This is a genomic window from Pseudomonas sp. Larv2_ips, from assembly GCF_963879675.1.
Classification (GTDB): Bacteria; Pseudomonadota; Gammaproteobacteria; order Pseudomonadales; family Pseudomonadaceae; genus Aquipseudomonas.
In genome coordinates this window covers 554303-575041 of sequence record NZ_CAWOAW010000027.1, presented here as the reverse complement: position 1 = coordinate 575041, position 20739 = coordinate 554303, and the positions used below count along the sequence as shown (strand labels likewise).

The window sequence follows — 20739 nt, the reverse complement described above, 5'->3', positions numbered from 1 at the left end:
TGCGTGGGCAGTTTGCACCGCTTGAGGTAAACTGCCGCCTCTTCTATACCTATAACGATTCGCCTGATGCCCACGACGTTTCAAGAGATTCCCCGCAAACGCCCGTCCACGCCACTGCTCGACCGTGCTGCCACGCCGGACGGCCTGCGTCGACTGGGTGAAGCCGAGCTGGAAACCCTGGCCGATGAGTTGCGCCTGGAATTGCTCTACACGGTCGGTCAGACCGGTGGGCATTTTGGTGCCGGCCTGGGCGTCATCGAGCTGACCATCGCCCTGCATTATGTGTTCGATACCCCGGATGACCGGTTGGTGTGGGACGTGGGCCACCAGGCGTATCCGCATAAAATCCTTACCGGCCGTCGCGAGCGCATGGGCACCCTGCGCCAGAAGGACGGTCTGGCCGCCTTCCCGCGTCGTGCCGAAAGCGAGTACGACACCTTTGGCGTCGGCCACTCCAGCACCTCTATCAGCGCAGCGCTGGGCATGGCGATTGCCGCCCGCCTGCAAGGCAGTGATCGCAAGGCGATCGCAGTGATTGGTGATGGCGCGTTGACCGCCGGCATGGCTTTCGAAGCCCTGAACCACGCGCCGGAAGTGAACGCCAACATGTTGGTGATCCTCAACGACAACGACATGTCGATTTCGCGCAATGTCGGTGGCCTGTCGAATTACCTGGCAAAAATTCTTTCCAGCCGCACCTATGCCAGCATGCGCGAAGGCAGCAAAAAGGTGCTCTCGCGTCTGCCCGGCGCGTGGGAAATTGCCCGCCGCACCGAAGAATACGCCAAGGGCATGCTGGTACCCGGCACCCTGTTCGAAGAACTGGGCTGGAACTATATCGGCCCGATCGACGGCCATGACCTGCCAACCCTGATCGCCACGCTGCGCAACATGCGTGACCTCAAGGGCCCGCAGTTCCTGCACATCGTCACCAAGAAAGGCAAAGGCTTCGCCCCGGCTGAAGTTGACCCGATCGGCTATCACGCGATCACCAAACTCGAACCGCTCAACGCCCCCGCCGCCGCGCCGAAAAAGGCCAGCGGGCCGAAGTATTCCGGTGTGTTTGGCGAATGGCTGTGCGACATGGCCGCCGCCGACTCGCGCCTGGTGGGTATTACCCCGGCGATGAAGGAAGGCTCCGACCTGGTGGCGTTCAGCGAGCGCTTCCCGCTGCGCTACTTCGACGTGGCGATTGCCGAGCAGCACGCGGTGACGTTCGCGGCCGGCATGGCCTGTGAAGGCGCCAAGCCGGTGGTCGCGATCTATTCCACTTTCCTGCAGCGCGGTTATGACCAACTGGTTCACGACGTGGCGGTGCAGAACCTCGACGTGCTGTTTGCCATCGACCGCGCCGGCCTGGTTGGCGAAGACGGCCCGACCCACGCCGGCAGTTTCGATTTGTCCTACTTGCGCTGCATCCCCGGCATGCTGGTGATGACGCCGAGTGATGAGAACGAACTGCGCAAGATGCTCAGCACTGGCCACCTGTACAACGGCCCGGCGGCCGTGCGTTACCCGCGTGGTAACGGCCCGAACGCTGTGATCGAGAAAGACCTGGAGCCGATCGAGATCGGTAAAGGGATCGTGCGACGCCAGGGCAGCAAAACCGCGTTCCTGGTGTTCGGCGTGCAATTGGCCGAAGCGCTGAAAGTCGCTGAGAAGATCGACGCCACCGTGGTCGACATGCGGTTCGTCAAACCGCTGGACGAAGCCCTCGTACGCGACATCGCTGGGAGCCATGAGCTGCTGGTGACCGTCGAAGAAAACGCCATCATGGGCGGTGCCGGTGCGGCGGTCAGCGAGTTCCTGGCGCGGGAGAACATCCTCAAGTCGGTGCTGCACCTGGGCTTGCCGGATGTGTACGTCGAACACGCCAAGCCGGCGCAGATGCTGGCAGAGTGTGGGCTGGACGAGGCGGGTATCGAAGCGTCGGTGCGCGCGCGCATGGCGCTGCTCGGCCTGTAGAAACCGGTTCAAAAAATGTGGGAGCTGGCTTGCCTGCGATAGCATCACCTCGGTCTTACTGACAAACCGATGTGCCTGCATCGCAGGCAAGCCAGCTCCCACATTGGTTTTGTATTGCTGATAAATGCTATGGACAGCCCATGAACCACCTTCGCTTTGCCCTGCCCTTGCTGCTGCTCCCCGCCACTGACCTGCTGGCCGACAGCTTCGAGCGCGACGACGCACTGAAACTTCCCGACGTGGTGATCAGCGCCAACCGCCAGGTCCAGGCGCGCAACGACAGCAGCGCCGCCAATACCGTATTCACCCGCGACGACATCGACCGCCTGCAACCCACCAGCGTGACGGACCTGCTCAGCCGCGTACCCGGCGTACAAGTGGCACCCACCGGCGGCCGTGGCAGTTTGCCGGGCATCTATATTCGTGGCACCAAATCCGCGCAAAGCCTGGTGTTGGTCGACGGCCAGCGCATCGCCAATACCACCTCTGGCGACAGCGGGCTGCAATACCTGAACATCGACCAGATTGAACGTGTGGAAGTACTGCGCGGCTCGCGCTCGGTGATCTACGGCAGTGATGCGATTGGCGGCGTGATCCAGATATTCACTCGGCGTAATGCCGAGCAAGGCCTGCAGCCACGCTTGAAACTGGGGTTTGGCAGCCACCAGACCTGGGAGCGCAGCGTCGGTCTTTCCGGCGGCGATGAGCACACGCGCTTCAACCTTGGGGCGAGCCTGGATGACACGGCGGGGATCAACGCCACGCATGAGTCGTTTCAAAGCGATGGCGACCATGATGCCTATCGCAATCAGTCCATCAGCCTCAACCTCAGTCATGCATTCAGCGATGAACTGGAGGTTGGTTTCAATCTGTTGGATAACCGTGGCAAGTCAGCGTACGACAACAGCTTTGGCCGCTACGACGCCGCTTCCGGGCAAACGGTCGGGCAGAAACCCTACACCGATTACACCGTGAGCAGCGCCAGCGGTTATGTGGACGCCCAACTCAATGAGCGCTGGCAATCGCGCCTGGAAGTGGGCCACAGCGAAAATCTCGACACCAAGCGCGATAAGCTCAGTGATGATTTCAGCGTGTTCAACACCTACCGCGACTCGGTCAATTGGCAGAACGACCTGACGCTTAACGACCAGAACAGCCTGATTCTGGGCGGCGACTGGTACGAAGACCGCTTCCACGGCAGCACTACCTTTACCGAAAACAGCCGCTGGAACCGCGCCGCCTTTGTGCAGCATCGCTTCCATGGCGAGTGGTTCTCCACGGAACTGGGCCTACGCCGCGACCAGAACCAACAATTTGGTGGGCAAAACAGCTGGAGCGGCACCCTCACCGTGCCGATCAACCCTGACAATGACGTGCTGCTCAGCTACAGCGAAGGCTTCCGCGCGCCGACTTTCAACGACCTCTATTACCCTGACACAAAGTACAGCAACCCCAACTTGCAGCCCGAAACGTCAAAGAGCTACGAGCTGCAATGGCGCAGCCAACTGAGTGACAGCACGCGCCTGGAAGCCTCGCTGTATCGCACCCAGTTAAGCAACGCGATCATCCTCGACAGCACCAGCAAGCCACAAAACGTGGCGTCGGCGCGTGTCGATGGGTTTGAAGCGGCACTCAAGCAGGAGCTGTTTGGTTGGCAGAGTAATCTGGGCGCCGCTTTCATCAACCCGCGCGACCGTAACACGGGCCACACCCTGGCCCGTCGTGCGCGCCGCACGTTGAACCTGGACCTGGATCGACAATTTGACAAGGTGGGACTGGGGGCCAGTTGGCAGGTCATCAGCAGCAGCTACGACGACGAAAAAAACCGCAACCGCCTGGGTGGATACGCACTGCTGGGGTTGCGCAGCAGTTGGGCGGTGAGCCGTGAAATCCAAATTTCACTAAAGGTCGACAACCTGCTGGACCGCCAATACGCCCGCGCCCGCTACAGCTATAACGCGTCGGACTTTTCCAACAATCAGGACTACCGCGAAGCGGGACAGACCTGGATGCTCGGGCTGACTTGGACCCCGACGCTGTAACGCCCCGGCGCCTCGACCTATCGATTGACCTTTCAGGCAATGGCTCGTTGCCGGAACGAGCATTGAAGCGGCAGGGTCATGTGCGCCGCTCCCCTTGGCGCCTCAACGACGCTCGCGCATGGGTTCATTCGTGCTCAGATACCCGGCCTTGATGGCCTCGGCGCAGTCTATAAACCCATAGGCGTTAACACGGCCGGCCTCGGTAAAGCCGACGTAGAAGTCCTTTTTTTTGCCTTGGTTTTCCAGTTCATAGTCAAAACACTGTGAGCTGCCACTACGAATCGGGGTGATGCGCTTGGGCTGCTGGATAGCGAGAATGTCCTGCTTGGAGGTTCTTTCGCCTCGGCCAGCCTTCTCTACCAGCGGATCAGCCCAGAAATTCATCAACGTTGAGACACCTTCCAGCGTCGTGCAGCCGGTCAGCAAAAGGGCAGTAGAAACACCGATGATCAAACGACGCATGGCCACCTCCTGTAGTGGAATATCGCCATGCGGCACGCATCGCGGGCGATAGAGTAATCCGCTGCTGGCCGAGTCACTCAACGGAAGAATCTTATTAATCGGTAGGACAACACGCCTCTCGCACGCTAGCGTTGCGGGGCAATCAACGCGCAGAGCTTGGCCACCGCCTCGAACATCTGGCCGCTGGGCCGCTCCAGGCCTTTGTCCGGCACCAACAGCAAGCGTCCCTGCGCCACGGCGGCGATCTGCGGCCAGGCTTTCCAGGCCTCCAGCTGCGGCTGATCCCCAGCCAGAATCACTTCGGGATTGCGCTGCAACACGGACTCGATGCTCACCTGCGGCGCAGGCAGCTTCAAATCGGCGAACACATTGCGTGCGCCGCACACGCTCAGCGCATCGCTGATGATCTGCCCGCCGCCTACGGTGTACAGCGGCTGGTTCCATACCTGGTAAAACACCCGCAGCGGCTCGGCGCGCTGATAGCGCTGGCGCAGTTCGGCCAGGCGCTGACGTAACTGCGCGGCTAAGTGTCGACCGGCGTCTTCGCGACCCACTTGTTGGGCAATGGCTTGGACCTGGGCCGCCAGCTGTTCAAGGCTATGAGGTTCAGCTACGTAGACGGGAATATTCAGGTGCTGTAACTGCTCGCGCTGGGCAGGGCCGACACTGCCGGGCCACAGCAGAATGAGGTCGGGCTTGAGGCTGAGCAGACGCTCCATGTTCAATTGGCCGTAATGCCCCACTGACGGCACGTTCGCCAATGCAGCTGGCCGCTCACCACCGTCGAGCACACCCACCAGCAGGTCGGCGGCGCCCAGTTCCACCACGATCTCAGAGAGTGAAGGCGCCAGACTGACCACGCGCTCGACCGCCATCGCCTGGGCACTCAATACCAGCAGCAGAAGCGTCAGCCAGCGACTTATCATCCCAACTGACGCGGGATGCGATAGAGGTAAAACAGCACCAATGTCGACAATGCCAGCAGAAACAGCGGCACCGCTTCCAGACCGACAAACACCGCCAGCGCGCCGATCCAGGCTGGCAGGGCCGCCACCAACAGCGCCGTACGCCGACGAGCCGCGAGGGTGATCCAAGCCGCCGGTTCTTCGGGCGTATCAAGGGCTTTGGCGGTGGCGATCAGTGCGTGTTTATAGCCGTGAAAATAACGCAGGCTCAGAAACATCGAGGCCACGCCGGCGATAAACAGTGGCATGGCCAAGACGGGAAGCAGGGATTGGGCCTGGCCGAACACCAGGTTGATCACAAATAGCGGCAGCAATGCCAGGGCCAGGTACTGCCACCAGTTAAAGGACAGTCGCCGTTTCACCTGGCCACGGGTCACGCGCGGTCGACCTCGCCCTGATGCTCGTTGCCCATCATGTGGTCGAGCTTGCTGGCTTTGGTGGCCAGGTAGAGCTTGTTGTGCGGGTTTTGCCCGGTGTGCAGCGGCACGCGCTCGGCCACGGTGATGCCCATCTCGGTCAAGGCTTTGACCTTGCGCGGGTTGTTGGTCATCAGGCGCAGGGATTTCACGCCCAGGTGCTGCAGCATTGGCAGGCAGATCGCATAGTCGCGCTGGTCGGCGGCAAAGCCCAGGCGCTCGTTGGCCTCGACGGTATCGGCGCCGCCGTCTTGCAGCTCGTAGGCGCGGATCTTGTTCATCAGGCCGATGCCACGGCCTTCCTGGCGCAGGTACAGCAGCACGCCACGGCCTTCGCGGGCGATGGCGCGCATGGCGGCTTCCAGTTGCGAACCGCAGTCACAGCGTTGGCTGAACAATGCGTCGCCGGTCAGGCACTCGGAGTGTACGCGGCCGAGCACCGGCGCGCCGTCGGCGATGTCACCCAGACTGAGCACAACGTGCTCGCGGCCGGTGGCCTCTTCAAGAAAGCCGTTCATGGTGAACGTGGCAAAAGGGGTAGGCAGCTTGGAAGCAGCGACGAAAACGACGGGCACCGTGTGCTCCTGATTTCAGATTTCACAGAGGGCGCCATTGTAACAGCAGGTTCCTACAGACGCTTAAGCTGAATTATCGCTGATAAAGATCAATAGGTTCGATTGGCCTTCGTCCCGGTTCTATGCAGGTCAGAACGGATAAGGCTGTTTCCAGTGTTCGAAAATCGGCTTCAGTTCGCCACTCTTGACCAAAGCCGTCATGCGCTGGTCATACACCGCCATCAAGGCCCGGCCGCGCTCAGTGTCGGCAAAGCCTATGTAAAGCGGCAGCTCGGCGATAGGCGTGAGCCTGAACTACGAAGGATCGTGTGCCTGGCCCAGCACGTACCTGGCTTCGGTGAGGGCGTCGATGTAGAAGTCGGCGCGGGCGTGCTGCAGCATCGGCAGGATGCCATCTCGGCGTTCGATCTGGTTGAAGTGGTGCAGGTTGGGCAAGTACTCCTCGTACTTGTAGCCGCGTACCCAGGCCAGGCGGTAATTGCCCAGCGTGGCAAGGCTTGGCGTCGGCGTCGTTGCCAGCCCGAGGGCGTAGATGTGGTCTGAATCGAAATGCCAGTACGGGTACAACACGCCGCTGGCCTCATCGCGATAGGAACCGACCCAGCCATCCACCTCGCCGCGCTGGGCCAGGCCGACCGAGCGGGTATAGGGCTCGCTGCGGGTTTGCAGCGTGATGCCGGCGGGTTCGAAGACTTGGCGCAATACATCCCAGGCCAGACCGCTGCCATCTTTGTTGGTGTAGTCGTTCCATTCCTCACTGGCCAGCGTGATTTTGCCAGGCACCGGGGCTTGATCCGCTTGCACCAGCAATGCAACGGCGCACAGCATACCCAGCAACCCTAGGCGCACATCCATGGTGGCAGCTTCCTACACGGTGAGAACCGTATAGAGGGTAGCGTAGGTGGCCGGCTTACGGCGTCTCGCGAAAATGCTGATAGCCGCGCACGGCCGGGGTGATGTCTTGCCCAGTGGCGTCGAGCAAGGTGACGCCCTGCCCCGCCTCGACCCGACCGATCACGTGGATCGGCCAACCAGCAGCCTGCAACGGCGCCAGCTCGGCCGGCGGCAACGTGAACGCCAATACGTAGTCGTCGCCACCGCTCAGGGCTGCCACGCGCGCCTGGTCATCACCCAGAAACGCCAGCAAGGCCGCGGACAACGGCAAGTGCTGACGCTCAATCACCAGGCTCACAGCCGACGCCTTGGCGATATGCCCGCAATCAGCCAACAGCCCGTCGGAGATATCCATGGCCGATGTAGCCTTTGCCCGCAGCGCCAGGCCCAACGCCAGTTGCGGTTGTGGCGACCAGTAGTGCGCCAGCAGCGGCTCGGCGATAGCAGCGTCGGCCGTGCGTTGGCCCAGCACCAGCGGCAAGGCACCTGCAGCATTGCCCAGCTCACCGCCTACACACAGCAAATCGCCCGGTTGCGCACCGCTGCGCGTCAACGCCTGCCCGGCCGGCACACGGCCAAACACGGTCAGGGTCAGGCTCAGCGGCCCGCGCGTGGTATCGCCGCCCACCAGGCCCACGCCGCAGCTTTGCGCCATGACGTTCAAACCCTGGGCATAGCGTTGCAGCCAATCGGCATCGACCGTCGGAGTTGTCAGGGCAAGGGTAAAGGCAAGGGGATGGGCGCCCATGGCGGCCAAGTCGCTCACTGCCACGGCCAGCGAGCGCTGGCCGAGCAGGAACGGGTCACACGGGTCGGCAAAATGCACGCCGGCCACCAGGGTATCGGTGGAGATTGCCAACTGCTCCCCAGCGGGGAGCGCCAGCAAGGCGCAGTCGTCGCCGATCCCAAGAGCAATGCCTTCGCCGCCCTGCGCACAGGGCGCGGCGGCGAAGTAGTTGCGGATCAGCTCGAACTCACCCATTGGGAAGGTAAGCGCGACTTAGCGCTTGTGTTCCTTCACTTCGGCTTCACGCAGGCGCGGGGCCAGCTTGTCGAGCACGCCGTTGACGAACTTGTGGCCGTCGGTCGAACCGTAGACTTTGGCCAGCTCGATCCCTTCGTTGATCACCACGCGGTACGGCACGTCAACGCGCTTGAGCAGTTCCCAGGTGGACAGGCGCATAACGCACAGTTCAACCGGGTCCAGCTCTTCGATCGTCAGGTCCAGGCAAGGCGCCAGCGCCGTGTCGATCTCGGTCAGGTTGGCATGCACACCGTGCAGGATGTCGTGGAAGTAGCTCTGGTCGGCAAACGTGAAGTCGTTGTCGACGCGGAACTGCGCTTCGATTTCGTTCAACGAAGCGCCGGCCATCAAACGCTGGTACAGCGCCTGAGTCGCGAGTTGACGCGCTTTACGGCGCTTCTCGCTTTTGGACGGCTTGCCGGCATCCGCAGGGCGCGGGTCTTGAGGGTTGAACTGATCGCTCTCGTCGGAAATCACTTGGCCTCCAACTGCGACAGCAGGCTGACCATTTCCAGCGCGGACAGGGCAGCTTCAGCGCCTTTGTTACCGGCCTTGGTGCCGGAACGCTCGATGGCTTGCTCGATGGAATCTACGGTCAGCACGCCGAAAGCGACGGGCACGCCGAACTCCATGGACACTTGGGCCAGGCCCTTGGTGCATTCGCCGGCCACGTATTCGAAGTGCGGAGTGCCGCCACGAATGACCGCGCCCAGGGCGATGATCGCCGCGTATTCACCCTGCTGAGCAACTTTTTGCGCAACCAGTGGAATTTCGAAGGCGCCAGGGGCACGGATGAGAGTGATGTCGCTCTCGCTCACACCGTGGCGAACCAGGGCGTCAACGGCACCGCTTACCAGGCTTTCAACCACGAAGCTGTTGAAGCGGCCAACCACCAGGGCATAGCGGCCTTTGGGGGCGATGAAGGTACCTTCGATGGTCTTCAGGGTCATTCGACAAATCTCTTAAAGAGCCGGGACGCGAAAAGTGCGTCCCTCAGTGATGATTTAACCGCGAACAAGGGGCAAAAATCGCCAGCCTTTATTCGGAGGGCACGTATTCTACAACTTCCAGGTCGAAACCGGATATCGCATTAAATTTCATTGGCGCGCTCATCAGGCGCATTTTGCGTACGCCCAAGTCACGCAGGATCTGCGAACCGGCACCGACGATGCTGTAGGTGGTCGGTTTTTTCACCGGCACGTGGTCGGCGGTTTCGCGGATATGCGCCAGCAATACATCGCCGTCCAACGGGTGACCGAGCAACAGCACCACACCGCTGCCTGCCTCGGAGACCGCAGCCATGGCGGCGCGCAGGCTCCAGCGGCCAGGCTGCTTGACCATCAACAGGTCGCGCAACGGGTCCATGTTGTGCACACGCACCAGGGTCGGTTCTTCAGCACAGATTTTGCCCAGGGTCAGGGCCATGTGCACGTCGCCCTCCACTGAATCACGGTAGGTCACCAAATTGAATTGGCCCAGTTCGCTGTCCAGCGGCTGCTCGGCAATCCGCTGAACGGTACGTTCGTGGATCATGCGGTAATGAATCAGGTCGGCAATGGTGCCGATCTTGATGCCGTGTTCGGCGGCAAACGCTTCAAGTTCAGTGCGACGGGCCATGGTGCCGTCGTCGTTCATCACTTCGCAGATCACCCCGCTCGGCTCGAAACCGGCCATGCGAGCCAGGTCGCAGGCGGCTTCGGTGTGGCCGGCACGCGCGAGGGTGCCGCCCGGCTGGGCCATCAGCGGGAAGATATGGCCGGGGCTGACGATGTCTTCGGCCTTGGCGTCTTTGGCGGCGGCGGCTTGCACGGTGCGCGCACGGTCGGCCGCAGAAATACCGGTGGTCACGCCGGTGGTCGCTTCAATCGATACGGTGAACTTGGTGCCAAAACCCGACCCATTGCGCGGCGCCATCAAGGGCAGCTTGAGCAGCTCGCAGCGTTCGCGGCTCATGGGCATGCAGATCAGCCCGCGAGCGTGCTTGGCCATGAAGTTGATGTGCTCAGCCTTGCAGGCCTCGGCGGCCATGATGATGTCGCCTTCGTTCTCGCGGTCTTCGTCATCCATCAGGATGACCATCTTGCCTTGGCGGATGTCTTCAACCAGTTCTTCGATGCTATTGAGCGCCACGCGGCACCCCCTTGGTCAGGATTTAAGGTAGCCGTTAGCGGCTAAAAAACTTTCAGTGATGTTCCCGGCAGTAGGCTCTGCGGCCTTATCGCCCAACAGCAGGCGCTCCAGGTAACGGGCAAGCAAGTCGACTTCCAGATTCACCCGGCGACCTGGCTGGTACGAGGCCATGATGGTTTCGCTCAGGGTGTGGGGAATGATGGTCAGTTCGAATTCGGCGCCATTGACGGCGTTCACGGTCAGGCTGGTGCCATCGACGGTGATCGAGCCTTTGTGGGCAATGTACTTGGCCAGCTCTTTGGGTGCGCGGATGCGAAATTCCACGGCCCGTGCGTTTTCGCTGCGGGACACCACTTCGCCGACGCCATCAACATGGCCGCTGACCAGGTGGCCGCCCAGGCGCGTGGTCGGGGTCAGGGCTTTTTCCAGGTTGACCGGGCTGCCGGCCTTGAGGTCGTTCATCGCGGTGCAGTCCAGGGTTTCCCGGCTGACATCGGCAGCAAAGCCGTTGCCAGGCAGCTCGATGACGGTCAGGCACACGCCGCTGACGGCGATGCTGTCGCCCAGCTTGACGTCGCCCAGGTCCAGCTTGCCGGTTTCAACCAGCAGGCGTACGTCGCCGCCTTTGGGAGTCATTGCACGGATGCTGCCGATGGATTCGATAATGCCGGTGAACATTTCGTTCTCCTGAAAACGGGGGGCTGTCGCTCAAGCGCGGGCCGGGAATTATACGCTCGCTGCTGGCATAGGGATGGCAGTGACTCGCCAGTCGTCGCCTACAGCGCGCATGTCAGTGATCTTGAGTTGGGGGGCGTCGGCCAGTTTCTCAAGCGGCCAGTCCAGCAAAGGCCGGGCGGCGGAGCCGAGGAACTTGCCGGCGACGAATATCACGTACTCGTCCACCAGCCCTTGCTGGGCAAACGCACCGGCCAGGCTCGGGCCGGCTTCCACCAGCACTTCGTTGACGCCACGGGCGGCCAGGGCCACCAGGGCCGAGCGCAGGTCGACCTGACCATCAACGCCCGGCACCACCAGGCATTCGGGGCCACGGGGGAACTGGTTTTCCGCCGTCACGCAGGTGATGACCAACGCCGGGCCAGCCTTGAAGAACGGCGCGTTGAGCGGCACCCGCAGGCGCCCGTCGATCAGCACGCGCAAGGGCGGGCGGGACATGGCAAGTGCGGTGGTTTCATCGTCCAGGCCCAACTCGGCGGCGCGTACAGTCAGACGCGCGCCGTCGGCCAGCACCGTGTCAGCGCCGGTCAGCACCACACTGGCCTCGGCACGCAGGCGCTGTACGGCGGCGCGGGCGGCCGGGCCGGTGATCCATTGGCTTTCGCCACTGGCCATCGCGGTACGGCCGTCCAGGCTCATCGCCAGCTTGACCCGCACAAACGGCAGACCGTGCTCCATGCGCTTGAGAAAGCCCGGGTTCAGCGCGCGCGCTTCGCTTTCCAGCACGCCGCTGCGGGTTTGGATACCGGCTTGCGCCAAGCGCTGCATGCCACGCCCGGCCACTTCCGGGTTCGGGTCCTGCATCCCGGCCACCACGCGCGCTACACCGGCAGTCACCAGTGCATCGGCACACGGCGGCGTGCGTCCGTGGTGGCTGCACGGCTCCAGCGTGACATACACCGTGGCGCCACGCGCCTTGGCACCGGCGGCGCGCAGGGCATTGGGCTCGGCATGCGGTTCGCCGGTGCGCTCGTGCCAGCCTTCGCCGACAATCTGCCCGTCACGCACAATCACGCAGCCCACACGCGGGTTGGGGTGGGTGGTGTACACGCCCTTGCGCGCCAATTCGAGGGCGCGGGCCATGTAATGGGCGTCGAGGACAGCTTGTTCGGCAGACGGAGGGTTCATTTTTTGGCAGGCTCACGGGCCAGGCGGTCGATTTCTTCGCGGAACTCATTGAGGTCCTGGAAGCGTCGATACACCGAGGCGAAACGGATATAGGCGACTTCGTCGAGCTTTTGCAGCTCGCCCATCACCAGCTCTCCAACCACCAGGCTCTTGACCTCGCGCTCGCCGGTCGCACGCAGCTTGTGCTTGATGTGCACCAGCGCCGCCTCCAGCCGCTCGACACTCACCGGGCGTTTTTCCAGGGCGCGCTGCATACCGGCGCGCAATTTGTCTTCGTCGAAAGGCTGGCGGCTGCCGTCGGACTTGATCAGACGTGGCAATACCAGTTCGGCGGTTTCGAAGGTGGTGAAACGTTCACCGCAGCCAGAGGCCAGGCATTCGCGCCGGCGACGTACTTGATCGCCCTCGGCGACCAGACGCGAGTCAATGACCTTGGTGTCGTTGGCACCGCAGAAGGGACAGTGCATGGTGGCAGGCAACAAAAAAAGGGAGGGCCATGGTAGCGCATCCCTGTGGCAAGACAAGCCATAGCCTTTACGGTATATAGGCAGGCTTATATGTTTCTTTATTTTAAAGCCACGGATTTTGCCCTTTCTGGAGCCGTACATGCAGTTACGACCACTTGTTTTACTCACCCTGTTCAGTTTTCTGGTCGCCTGCAGCAGCGAAGCCCCCAAGCCTTCGGTGCCTCAACCGACGCCTGCCCAAGAGAAAAAAGTGCCCGGCATTGAAGACCTCGGCCCGCTGCCGGCTTACCAGCGCGAAATCAACGGCACCCTCAACGGCGTGCCGGCCAACGCCGAAGTCGAACTGGCCCTGCTGGTGATTGACGAGCGCAACCGCCCGCAACAACTGCTCGCCAGCAGCGTATTGACCGGTAACGGCAAGCCCCTGGCCTTCCGCCTGCGCTTTAACCCGGAAGCGTTCCCGGCCGGTGCACGGGTTGAATTGCGCGGTCGCGCCAGCCAGTCCGGCCAGTTGATCCTGCACCTGCCCGCCGTGCGTATCACCCAGGCGATTACCCAGGCCACTGGCCCGCTGCAGCTCGTCCCGGCGCCATGACGCCACCGCTGGACCTGCAACGCGCCCTGAGCGCGCTGATCGGCGACGCGCAACTGGTGCCCTGCCCGCTGCCGGGCACCGCGCTGTCGTTGTGGCTGCTGGACGCGGACAATATGGACCGCGCCTTCAGCCAGGAAGAAACCCGGCGCATCCTGCATGAACCGCCCTACTGGAGTTTTTGCTGGGCCAGCGGCCTGGCGCTGGCGCGTTACCTGGCGGCGAACCCCGAGTGGGTTGCCGGCAAGCGCGTGCTGGATTTTGGCGCAGGCTCTGGCGTGGCCGCAATTGCCGCCGTCAAGGCGGGTGCGCTGGAAGTGGTCGCGTGTGATTTAGACCCGCTGGCGTTGGCATCCTGCAGGGCGAATGCCGAACTCAACGGCGTGGAACTGCGTTATTCAGCCGACTTTTTCGCCGAAGCCGATCGCTTTGACCTGATCCTGGTGGCCGACGTGCTTTACGACCGCGCCAACCTGCCGCTGCTTGATCAATTCCTGACGCGCGGCCGTGAAGCACTGGTAGCAGACTCGCGCGTGCGCGACTTCCAGCACCCGGCTTATCAGCGCCTGGAAGTCCTTGATGCCCTGACCCTGCCAGACCTGGCCGAGCCTTGGGAGTTTCGCAAGGTGAGCCTGTACCATTCGCGGCGCGCTTGAGGCCATCGCGGGCAAGCCGCGCCCACAAGGGAATGCGATCAAGTGTGGAAGCGGGCTTGCCCGCGATAGCGATCTGGACTCCATCACCTTATAGTTGCCCCATTCCCGCTTTATTCGAGACGCCCCATGAGTGAGCCCACGCCGTACATCTTCGACGTCACCACCGCCACCTTCGACCAGGCAGTGATCCAGAACTCCTTCGAGAAACCCGTGCTGGTGGATTTCTGGGCGGAGTGGTGCGCGCCGTGCAAGGCGTTAATGCCAATGTTGGCGAAAATTGCCGAGAGTTATCAGGGTGAGTTGCTGCTGGCCAAGGTCGATTGCGAGGCTGAGCAGGATATCGTCGCGCGCTTTGGCATTCAGAGCCTGCCCACCGTGGTGCTGTTCAAGGACGGCCAACCGGTGGACGGGTTTGCCGGCGCGCAGCCGGAGTCGGCGGTGCGCGCGATGCTGGAGCCGCACGTGCAGATGCCACCACCAGCGGCGGCTGATCCGCTGGAGCAGGCCCAGGCGCTGTTTGCCGAAGGCCGCATCAGCGATGCCGAAGCGGTGCTGGTGACGCTGCTGGGTGAAGACAACACCAACGCCGGCGCGCTGATCCTGTACGCGCGCTGCCTGGCCGAGCGCGGTGAACTGAGCGAAGCCCAGGCCGTGCTCGACGCCGTGAAAAGCGACGACCACAAGGCCGCCCTCGCCGGCGCCAAGGCGCAAATCACGTTCCTGCGCCAAGCCGCCGAGCTGCCGGACGCCGCCGACTTGAAAAGCCGCCTGGCGCAAAACCCGCAGGATGATGAGGCGGCCTATCAGCTGGCAATTCAGCAATTGGCACGCCAGCAATACGACGCGGCGCTGGAAGGCCTGCTCAAGCTGTTTATCCGCAACCGCAGCTACAGCGAGGGCTTGCCGCACAAGACTTTGCTGCAGGTGTTCGAACTGCTCGGCAATGACCACCCGCTGGTCACCGCGTACCGCCGCAAATTGTTTGCTGCGCTGTACTAATCGCCGATCCAGCTGTACAGCGGCGTGTCCCCGCCGCTGGTCACTTTCACGCGGGCGCTATGGCGCAAACGCACCAGCAGGCGCTTGCCTGATGCGGCGTCACCGGCCAAGCCTTCCAGCTGATCGAGCAATTCCAGCCCGTTGAGTTGCCCGGCCTTGCGCAACAGGTCCTGGGCGCTCTGCCACAGATCATCAGTGTGTTTGACCGGCGCGACAGCGGGCGCGCTCGGCGTGGGCGCGGCCTGCAACTGAGCGCCCAATCGCGCCCAATCGCCGTCGTCCAGCTCCAGGGTCAAGTCCACCGGCATGTCGCCGACAGTTCCACGAATTCGCAACATCGTCCTTACTCCTGCACTTTTCTGACGGGCATGCTCCCACGCGGCTTGCGCAACGCCAAGCGGGCGGTCAAACTCTGGCACTATTGTTATAAGATCACATAACAAAACTTTCATGTTCTGGAGCCTTCTCATGCGCCGTCTGCTGCTTGCTTTGCCGTTTGCCCTGCTGCCACTGGCAGTTGCCCATGCTCACGATGATCACGAACATGAGCACGGCAGCCTCGGCGCCCACGAGCATGGCGTTGGGCGTCTCAATGCGGTACTCGACGGTCAGGCACTTGAGCTGGAATTTGACAGCCCGGCCATGAACCTCGTGGGTTTTGAACACCAGGCCAGCACGCCCGCCGACAAAGCCAAGGTTGCCGCAGCCCGCAAGTCACTGGAAAACCCACTGGCCCTGTTCAATGTGCCAAAGGCCGCCGGTTGCGTGATCAGCACCCAGGAACTCAACAGCCCGCTGTTCGGCGACAAGCCGGAAGCCGACCATGACGACGACGACGATGATGACCATGCCACCGACGGCAAAGGCGCAGCCGCCCACGAACATCATCATGACCACAGCGAAATCCACGCCCACTACCAGTTCACCTGCGCCACGCCGACGGCCTTGAGCAACCTCGACCTGACCCAGGTGTTCAAGACCTTCCCCGCCACTCAGAAGATTCAGGTACAACTGATCGGCCCAAGCGGCCAGCAAGGTGTTGAAGCGACGGCCACCGCAGCCACCCTGAAGTTCTGATTTGAAAACCCAATCACTGTGGGAGCTGGCTTGCCTGCGATGCAGACGACTCGGTCAGTCAGATGCACCGCGTTGATGCCATCGCAGGCAAGCCAGCTCCCACATTGGATCGGCGCCACGCTCCACAACCAGGCAATATTGATTTCACATGACCCAAGCACTGATCGAACTGTCTGACCTGGGCTTCAACTGGCCCGGTCACCCACAGTTATTGGACATCCCCGCGTTTAGCCTGCAAGCAGGCGAAACCCTGTTTCTCAAAGGCCCGAGCGGCAGCGGCAAAACCACGTTGCTCGGCCTGCTTGGCGGCGTGCAGAAACCCAGCCGGGGCAGCATCCGCCTGCTCGGCCAGGAGCTGACCGAACTCTCGGCCGGCGCCCGCGACCGCTTTCGCGTGGACCACACCGGCTACATCTTCCAGCAGTTCAACCTGCTGCCGTTTCTGTCGGTGCGCGAGAACGTCGAGTTGCCTTGCCACTTTTCCAAGCTGCGCGCGCAACGCGCGGTTCAGCGCCACGGCAGTGTCGACCAAGCCGCTGCGACCTTGCTGGCGCATTTGGGCTTGAAGGACAAAGACCTGCTGGAACGCCGCGCCGACTCACTGTCCATCGGCCAACAACAACGCGTCGCCGCCGCCCGCGCGCTGATCGGCCAACCGGAACTGGTGATCGCCGACGAACCCACCTCGGCGCTGGACTACGACGCCCGCGAGGCTTTCATTCAATTGCTGTTCGCCGAATGCCGCGACGCTGGCGCCAGCCTGCTGTTTGTCAGCCATGACCAGAGCCTCGCGCCGCTGTTCGACCGCCACCTGTCGCTGGCCGAACTCAATCGCGCCGCCACGCCCGCAGAGGTTTGAGATGTATTTGTTTCGTCTAGCCATGGCCAGCCTGGCTAACCGCCGCTTTACCGCGATCCTCACCGCCTTTGCCATCGCGCTGTCAGTCTGTTTGTTGCTCGCGGTGGAGCGCGTGCGGGTTGAGGCGCGCAACAGTTTTGCCAGCACCATCAGCGGCACCGACCTGATCGTCGGCGCGCGTTCGGGCTCGGTCAACTTGCTGCTGTACTCGGTGTTCCGTATCGGCAATGCCACCAACAACATCCGTTGGGACAGCTACGAGCACTTCGCCGCCAGCCCGCAGGTGAAATGGGCGATCCCGATTTCCCTCGGCGACTCGCACCGCGGCTATCGGGTGATGGGCACCAACCAATCCTACTTCGAGCATTACCAATACGGTCGCAAACAGAACCTCGAACTGGCCAGCGGCCGCGCCTTTGCCACCGACCCGTTTGAAGTGGTGCTCGGTGCCGAAGTCGCCGAGGCGCTGCATTACACGCTGGGCGACAAGCTGGTGCTGGCCCACGGTGTCGCGGTGGTCAGCCTGGTCAAGCACGATGACAAACCGTTCACCGTGGTCGGTATTTTGAAACGCACCGGCACGCCGGTGGACCGCACGCTGCACATCAGCCTGGGCGGCATGGAAGCCATTCACATCGACTGGCACAACGGCGTGCCGGCCCAGGGCAAAGGCCGCATCAGTGCCGATCAGGCGCGCAACATGGACCTCACGCCACAGGCCATCACCGCGTTTATGCTCGGCCTGAACAACAAGATTTCCACCTTCGCCCTGCAACGCGAAATCAATGAATTCCGTGGCGAGCCGATGCTGGCGATATTGCCGGGCGTGGCCCTGCAAGAGTTGTGGAGCATGATGGGCACCGCCGAAAAAGCGCTGTTCGTGATCTCGCTGTTCGTGGTGCTGACCGGTTTGATCGGCATGCTCACGGCGATCCTCACCAGCCTCAACGAGCGCCGCCGTGAAATGGCAATTTTGCGCTCGGTGGGCGCGCGGCCGTGGCACATCGCAACGCTGCTGATCTTTGAAGCCTTCGCCCTGGCCTTGTCCGGCGTGGTCGCTGGCGTCGGCTTGTTGTACGTGTGCATCGCCGCCTCGCGCGGGTATTTGCAGGCCAATTACGGCCTGGACCTGCCGATGTCATGGCCGAGCGAATATGAATGGACCTTGCTCGCCGGCATCCTCGCGGCGGCGCTGTTAATGGGCAGCGTGCCCGCGTGGCGCGCCTATCGACAATCACTGGCCGATGGCCTGTCCATACGTTTATGAGGAAGGCTTCGATGCGTCGCGCCCTGTTTGCAATGTTGCTGTTGGTGGCAGTGCCCGTCTGGGCCGAAGACCAGCCCAAGGATCTGTCATGGCAGGAGATGATCCCCCCGGACGCGCCGCCGGAAATCCCCAACATGAAACCGCTGCACGACCTGTCGAACATGGCCGACGCGCTGTCGGTCGAGTCGGCGCCGGCCGCCAAGCAGGATTTGCCCAATGCGCCGGTGGTGCAAAGCCTGGACGGCAAGCACATCCGTTTGCCGGGTTACATCGTGCCGTTGGAAGTCAGCGAAGAAGGCCGCACCACCGAGTTTTTGCTGGTGCCGTATTTCGGCGCGTGCATCCACGTACCGCCGCCGCCCTCGAACCAGATCGTGCATGTGAAAAGCGAAGTCGGGGTGAAACTCGATGAGTTGTATCAGCCGTACTGGATCGAAGGCGCGATGCAGGTCAAGCCGTCATCCAGCGAACTGGCCGACGCCGGTTATCAAATGGATGCCGACAAGATTTATGTCTACGAGCTGCAGGAATAGGGGCTGATCGCCCTTTCATTGAGCTGAGTCAAAGGATCGAACGGAACGATCTTTACCATTGGACGTACAACTTTTAACGTCCTTTTGGAGCTCCCATGAACAAGTCTCTGCTCGGCGCGTCCCTCTTCGCGCTCGCCCTCGCCGCCCCTGCCGTCCACGCTCACGAAGCGGGCGACATTCTGATTCGCGCCGGTGCAATTACCGTGAATCCGAAAGCTGACAGCGGCCATGTGAAGGTTGATCAGGGCCCATTGGCGGGCACCAACCTGGGCGGCAAGGCGACCATGAGCAGCGACACCCAACTGGGTTTGAACTTCGCCTACATGCTGACCAACCACGTCGGTATCGAGCTGCTGGCGGCCACGCCGTTCGAGCACGATGTGAAGATCAAGAACACCGCCCTCGGCGCCGCCAATGGCAAGCTCGGCACCCTCAAGCACTTGCCGCCAACCTTGAGCGTCGTGTACTACCCGCTGGATAGCAAATCTGCCTTTCAGCCGTACGTGGGCGCCGGCATCAACTACACCTGGATCTACGACGAGCACGTCGGCAGCCGCGCCGAACAAGCCGGTTTCAGCAACTTCAAGGCCGAAAACTCCTGGGGCTGGGCCGCACAGATCGGCGCCGACTACATGATCAATGACAAGTGGATGATCAACGCCCAGGCGCGCTACATCGACATCAGCACCAAGGCCACCGTCGATAACAACGCGCTGGGCCAAGGCACACGCGCCAAGGTCAATGTGGACGTCGACCCGATGGTTTACATGGTGGGTATCGGCTACAAGTTCTAAGTCACACGGCATAACCCATGTGGGAGCGGGCTTGCTCGCGAAAGTGCAGGGTCAGTCGACTGATGTGTTGACTGACCTTGCGCATTCGCGAGCAAGCCCGCTCCCACATTTGGTTTTATAGCGTGTCAGCTGTGGCGGTAGAACCTGTCGGGCATCGTAGGCAAGCCCGCTCCCACACAAAACCGGCTCCCACATTCCGGTTTTGTGTGGTGTCAGCTGTGGCGGTAGAACCGGTCCAGCAACGCCGGTAACCCGGCCCGCCACGCCCGAGGCTTGATGCCAAAGGTGTGCAGGATTTTCTTGCAGGCCAGCACCGCGTGTTGCGGTTCATCTGCCGCATCCGGGCGTGCCGCGTGAGCCTGGGCGGTAGGCGACTCGATCGCCAGCGGGTGGAAATTGCGCGCTTCGGTAAGGATCGCCTGGCCCAGCGCCAACGGTGTGGTCGCCTCGTGCCCGGCGTAGTGATACGTGCCCCACAGCGGTGCCGCGCAATCAAGTTGCTTGAGCACCGAGATGATCACCCGCGCGGCATCGTCCACGGGCGTCGGGTTACCCCGGCGATCATCGGCCATCAGCAACTCGTCCGGCTTCTCGGCCCGCGCCAAAAAGCGCCCGAGCGTGCCGTCGACGCTGTCATCCAGCAGCCAACCAAAACGCAGCAGCACATGCTGCGGGCAGGTGGCGCGCACGCTTTGTTCGATGCGCCACAACGCCTGGCCGCGCAGGCCCAGGGGCACCGGCTCGTCCTTCTCGCTGTAGGCGGTGGCGCGGGAGCCATCGAACACGCGGTAGCTGGACGGTTGCAGCAAGGTGATGTTGTGGTGCTGGCACAGCTCGGCCAGGCGCTCGATGGCGAATTCCTGAGCGGCCAAACGGCTTTCGCTGACCGCTTCGGCCTGAAACCAGTCGAAATAGTAGGCGAGGTTGATCAACGCATCGGGACGGGTGTCGTCGAGCAATTGGGTCAGGCTCGCGGCATCCCAGCCGTCTTGGGGCGGTTTGGGTGCGAGGAAACCGATGTCTTCCTCTGCACCGAGGCGAATCAGCGCTTGCCCGAGGGCATTCCCGCCGCCCAGTAACATAAGGCGCATTCGCATAGAGTGTGCAGGCCCGGTCTGTTTGGAACGATGGTTATTGTCGGCAGGCGGATGAAGCCGGC

General features: G+C 62.2%; 23 protein-coding genes and 1 pseudogene. 10 read left to right on the top strand and 14 right to left on the bottom strand.

Annotated elements, in window-relative coordinates; genetic code table 11:
- Positions 1–66 precede the first annotated feature (66 nt).
- A complete protein-coding gene (gene dxs / locus AACV02_RS19650) occupies positions 67–1965 on the top strand; it encodes a 1-deoxy-D-xylulose-5-phosphate synthase (protein WP_106580250.1) in 1899 nt (632 codons plus the stop codon).
- A gap of 140 nt (positions 1966–2105) precedes the next feature.
- Positions 2106–4007 (top strand): TonB-dependent receptor domain-containing protein, encoded by a 1902-nt coding sequence (locus AACV02_RS19645; RefSeq protein ID WP_119741409.1) that lies wholly within the window; start codon positions 2106–2108, stop codon positions 4005–4007.
- A gap of 102 nt (positions 4008–4109) precedes the next feature.
- On the opposite strand, the gene AACV02_RS19640 is transcribed toward AACV02_RS19645, so the two are convergent.
- The 12 genes and pseudogenes from AACV02_RS19640 to nrdR all read right to left on the bottom strand — a co-directional run bounded on the left by AACV02_RS19640 (position 4110) and on the right by nrdR (position 12803).
- Positions 4110–4469, bottom strand: a complete 360-nt coding sequence (locus AACV02_RS19640; protein ID WP_119741407.1) for a transcriptional regulator — start codon at positions 4467–4469, stop codon at positions 4110–4112.
- Positions 4470–4594: 125 nt separating this feature from the next.
- The gene (locus AACV02_RS19635; RefSeq protein WP_119741405.1) at positions 4595–5395 is read right to left on the bottom strand and encodes a cobalamin-binding protein; all 801 of its coding nucleotides are present in this window, start codon (positions 5393–5395) and stop codon (positions 4595–4597) included.
- On the bottom strand, positions 5392–5811 hold the full coding sequence (locus AACV02_RS19630) for a nuclear FMR1 interacting 1 family protein (protein WP_106580246.1): 420 nt from the start codon (positions 5809–5811) through the stop codon (positions 5392–5394). The genes AACV02_RS19635 and AACV02_RS19630 overlap by 4 nt, the downstream gene beginning before the upstream one ends.
- Positions 5808–6425 carry a GTP cyclohydrolase II gene (ribA, locus tag AACV02_RS19625; protein ID WP_106580245.1) on the bottom strand — a complete coding sequence of 206 codons (618 nt, stop codon included), beginning with the start codon at positions 6423–6425 and terminating at the stop codon, positions 5808–5810. The genes AACV02_RS19630 and ribA overlap by 4 nt, the downstream gene beginning before the upstream one ends.
- A gap of 129 nt (positions 6426–6554) precedes the next feature.
- Positions 6555–7280: pseudogene (locus AACV02_RS19620) on the bottom strand (substrate-binding periplasmic protein).
- Positions 7281–7335: 55 nt separating this feature from the next.
- A complete protein-coding gene (thiL, locus tag AACV02_RS19615; protein WP_119741403.1) occupies positions 7336–8301 on the bottom strand; it encodes a thiamine-phosphate kinase in 966 nt (321 codons plus the stop codon).
- An 18-nt stretch (positions 8302–8319) separates the two neighbouring features.
- Positions 8320–8820, bottom strand: a complete 501-nt coding sequence (gene nusB / locus AACV02_RS19610) for a transcription antitermination factor NusB (protein WP_017135996.1) — start codon at positions 8818–8820, stop codon at positions 8320–8322.
- Positions 8817–9293: a 6,7-dimethyl-8-ribityllumazine synthase gene (ribH, locus tag AACV02_RS19605; RefSeq protein WP_003194576.1), complete on the bottom strand. Its 477-nt coding sequence runs from the start codon at positions 9291–9293 to the stop codon at positions 8817–8819. The genes nusB and ribH overlap by 4 nt, the downstream gene beginning before the upstream one ends.
- An 88-nt stretch (positions 9294–9381) precedes the next feature.
- Entirely contained in the window at positions 9382–10473 is a 1092-nt protein-coding gene (ribBA, locus tag AACV02_RS19600) for a bifunctional 3,4-dihydroxy-2-butanone-4-phosphate synthase/GTP cyclohydrolase II (RefSeq protein WP_119741401.1), read from the bottom strand.
- A gap of 15 nt (positions 10474–10488) precedes the next feature.
- A complete protein-coding gene (locus tag AACV02_RS19595) occupies positions 10489–11151 on the bottom strand; it encodes a riboflavin synthase (RefSeq protein ID WP_119741399.1) in 663 nt (220 codons plus the stop codon).
- A 48-nt stretch (positions 11152–11199) separates the two neighbouring features.
- On the bottom strand, positions 11200–12336 hold the full coding sequence (ribD, locus tag AACV02_RS19590; RefSeq protein ID WP_106580240.1) for a bifunctional diaminohydroxyphosphoribosylaminopyrimidine deaminase/5-amino-6-(5-phosphoribosylamino)uracil reductase RibD: 1137 nt from the start codon (positions 12334–12336) through the stop codon (positions 11200–11202).
- The gene (nrdR, locus tag AACV02_RS19585; RefSeq protein WP_164487963.1) at positions 12333–12803 is read right to left on the bottom strand and encodes a transcriptional regulator NrdR; all 471 of its coding nucleotides are present in this window, start codon (positions 12801–12803) and stop codon (positions 12333–12335) included. Before nrdR ends, ribD begins: the two co-directional genes overlap by 4 nt.
- A gap of 139 nt (positions 12804–12942) precedes the next feature.
- Here nrdR and AACV02_RS19580 point away from each other — a divergent pair, with 139 nt between their 5' ends.
- From AACV02_RS19580 to trxA, 3 genes are all read left to right on the top strand, one after another.
- Positions 12943–13398, top strand: a complete 456-nt coding sequence (locus tag AACV02_RS19580) for a YbaY family lipoprotein (protein ID WP_106580239.1) — start codon at positions 12943–12945, stop codon at positions 13396–13398.
- Positions 13395–14051: a class I SAM-dependent methyltransferase gene (locus AACV02_RS19575; protein WP_119741397.1), complete on the top strand. Its 657-nt coding sequence runs from the start codon at positions 13395–13397 to the stop codon at positions 14049–14051. The genes AACV02_RS19580 and AACV02_RS19575 overlap by 4 nt, the downstream gene beginning before the upstream one ends.
- 126 nt (positions 14052–14177) lie before the next feature.
- Positions 14178–15050 carry a thioredoxin gene (gene trxA, locus AACV02_RS19570; RefSeq protein WP_106580237.1) on the top strand — a complete coding sequence of 291 codons (873 nt, stop codon included), beginning with the start codon at positions 14178–14180 and terminating at the stop codon, positions 15048–15050.
- Here trxA and AACV02_RS19565 read toward each other — a convergent pair.
- Positions 15047–15388 carry a hypothetical protein gene (locus tag AACV02_RS19565; protein WP_119741395.1) on the bottom strand — a complete coding sequence of 114 codons (342 nt, stop codon included), beginning with the start codon at positions 15386–15388 and terminating at the stop codon, positions 15047–15049. The genes trxA and AACV02_RS19565 overlap by 4 nt on opposite strands.
- Before the next feature lie 130 nt (positions 15389–15518).
- Here AACV02_RS19565 and AACV02_RS19560 point away from each other — a divergent pair, with 130 nt between their 5' ends.
- The 5 genes from AACV02_RS19560 (at position 15519) to AACV02_RS19540 (ending at position 19580) form a co-directional block, all read left to right on the top strand.
- The gene (locus AACV02_RS19560; RefSeq protein WP_119741393.1) at positions 15519–16127 is read left to right on the top strand and encodes a DUF2796 domain-containing protein; all 609 of its coding nucleotides are present in this window, start codon (positions 15519–15521) and stop codon (positions 16125–16127) included.
- 148 nt (positions 16128–16275) lie between these two features.
- Positions 16276–16986 (top strand): ABC transporter ATP-binding protein, encoded by a 711-nt coding sequence (locus AACV02_RS19555; protein ID WP_119741391.1) that lies wholly within the window; start codon positions 16276–16278, stop codon positions 16984–16986.
- 1 nt (position 16987) lies between these two features.
- Positions 16988–18253: an ABC transporter permease gene (locus AACV02_RS19550; protein WP_106580233.1), complete on the top strand. Its 1266-nt coding sequence runs from the start codon at positions 16988–16990 to the stop codon at positions 18251–18253.
- Positions 18254–18264: 11 nt separating this feature from the next.
- Entirely contained in the window at positions 18265–18786 is a 522-nt protein-coding gene (locus AACV02_RS19545) for a DUF3299 domain-containing protein (RefSeq protein ID WP_106580232.1), read from the top strand.
- A gap of 95 nt (positions 18787–18881) precedes the next feature.
- Positions 18882–19580 carry an OmpW/AlkL family protein gene (locus AACV02_RS19540; RefSeq protein ID WP_106580231.1) on the top strand — a complete coding sequence of 233 codons (699 nt, stop codon included), beginning with the start codon at positions 18882–18884 and terminating at the stop codon, positions 19578–19580.
- A gap of 212 nt (positions 19581–19792) precedes the next feature.
- On the opposite strand, the gene AACV02_RS19535 is transcribed toward AACV02_RS19540, so the two are convergent.
- Positions 19793–20677, bottom strand: coding sequence for a sugar nucleotide-binding protein (locus tag AACV02_RS19535; RefSeq protein ID WP_119741388.1), 885 nt, complete (start codon positions 20675–20677; stop codon positions 19793–19795).
- Positions 20678–20739: the final 62 nt, after the last annotated feature.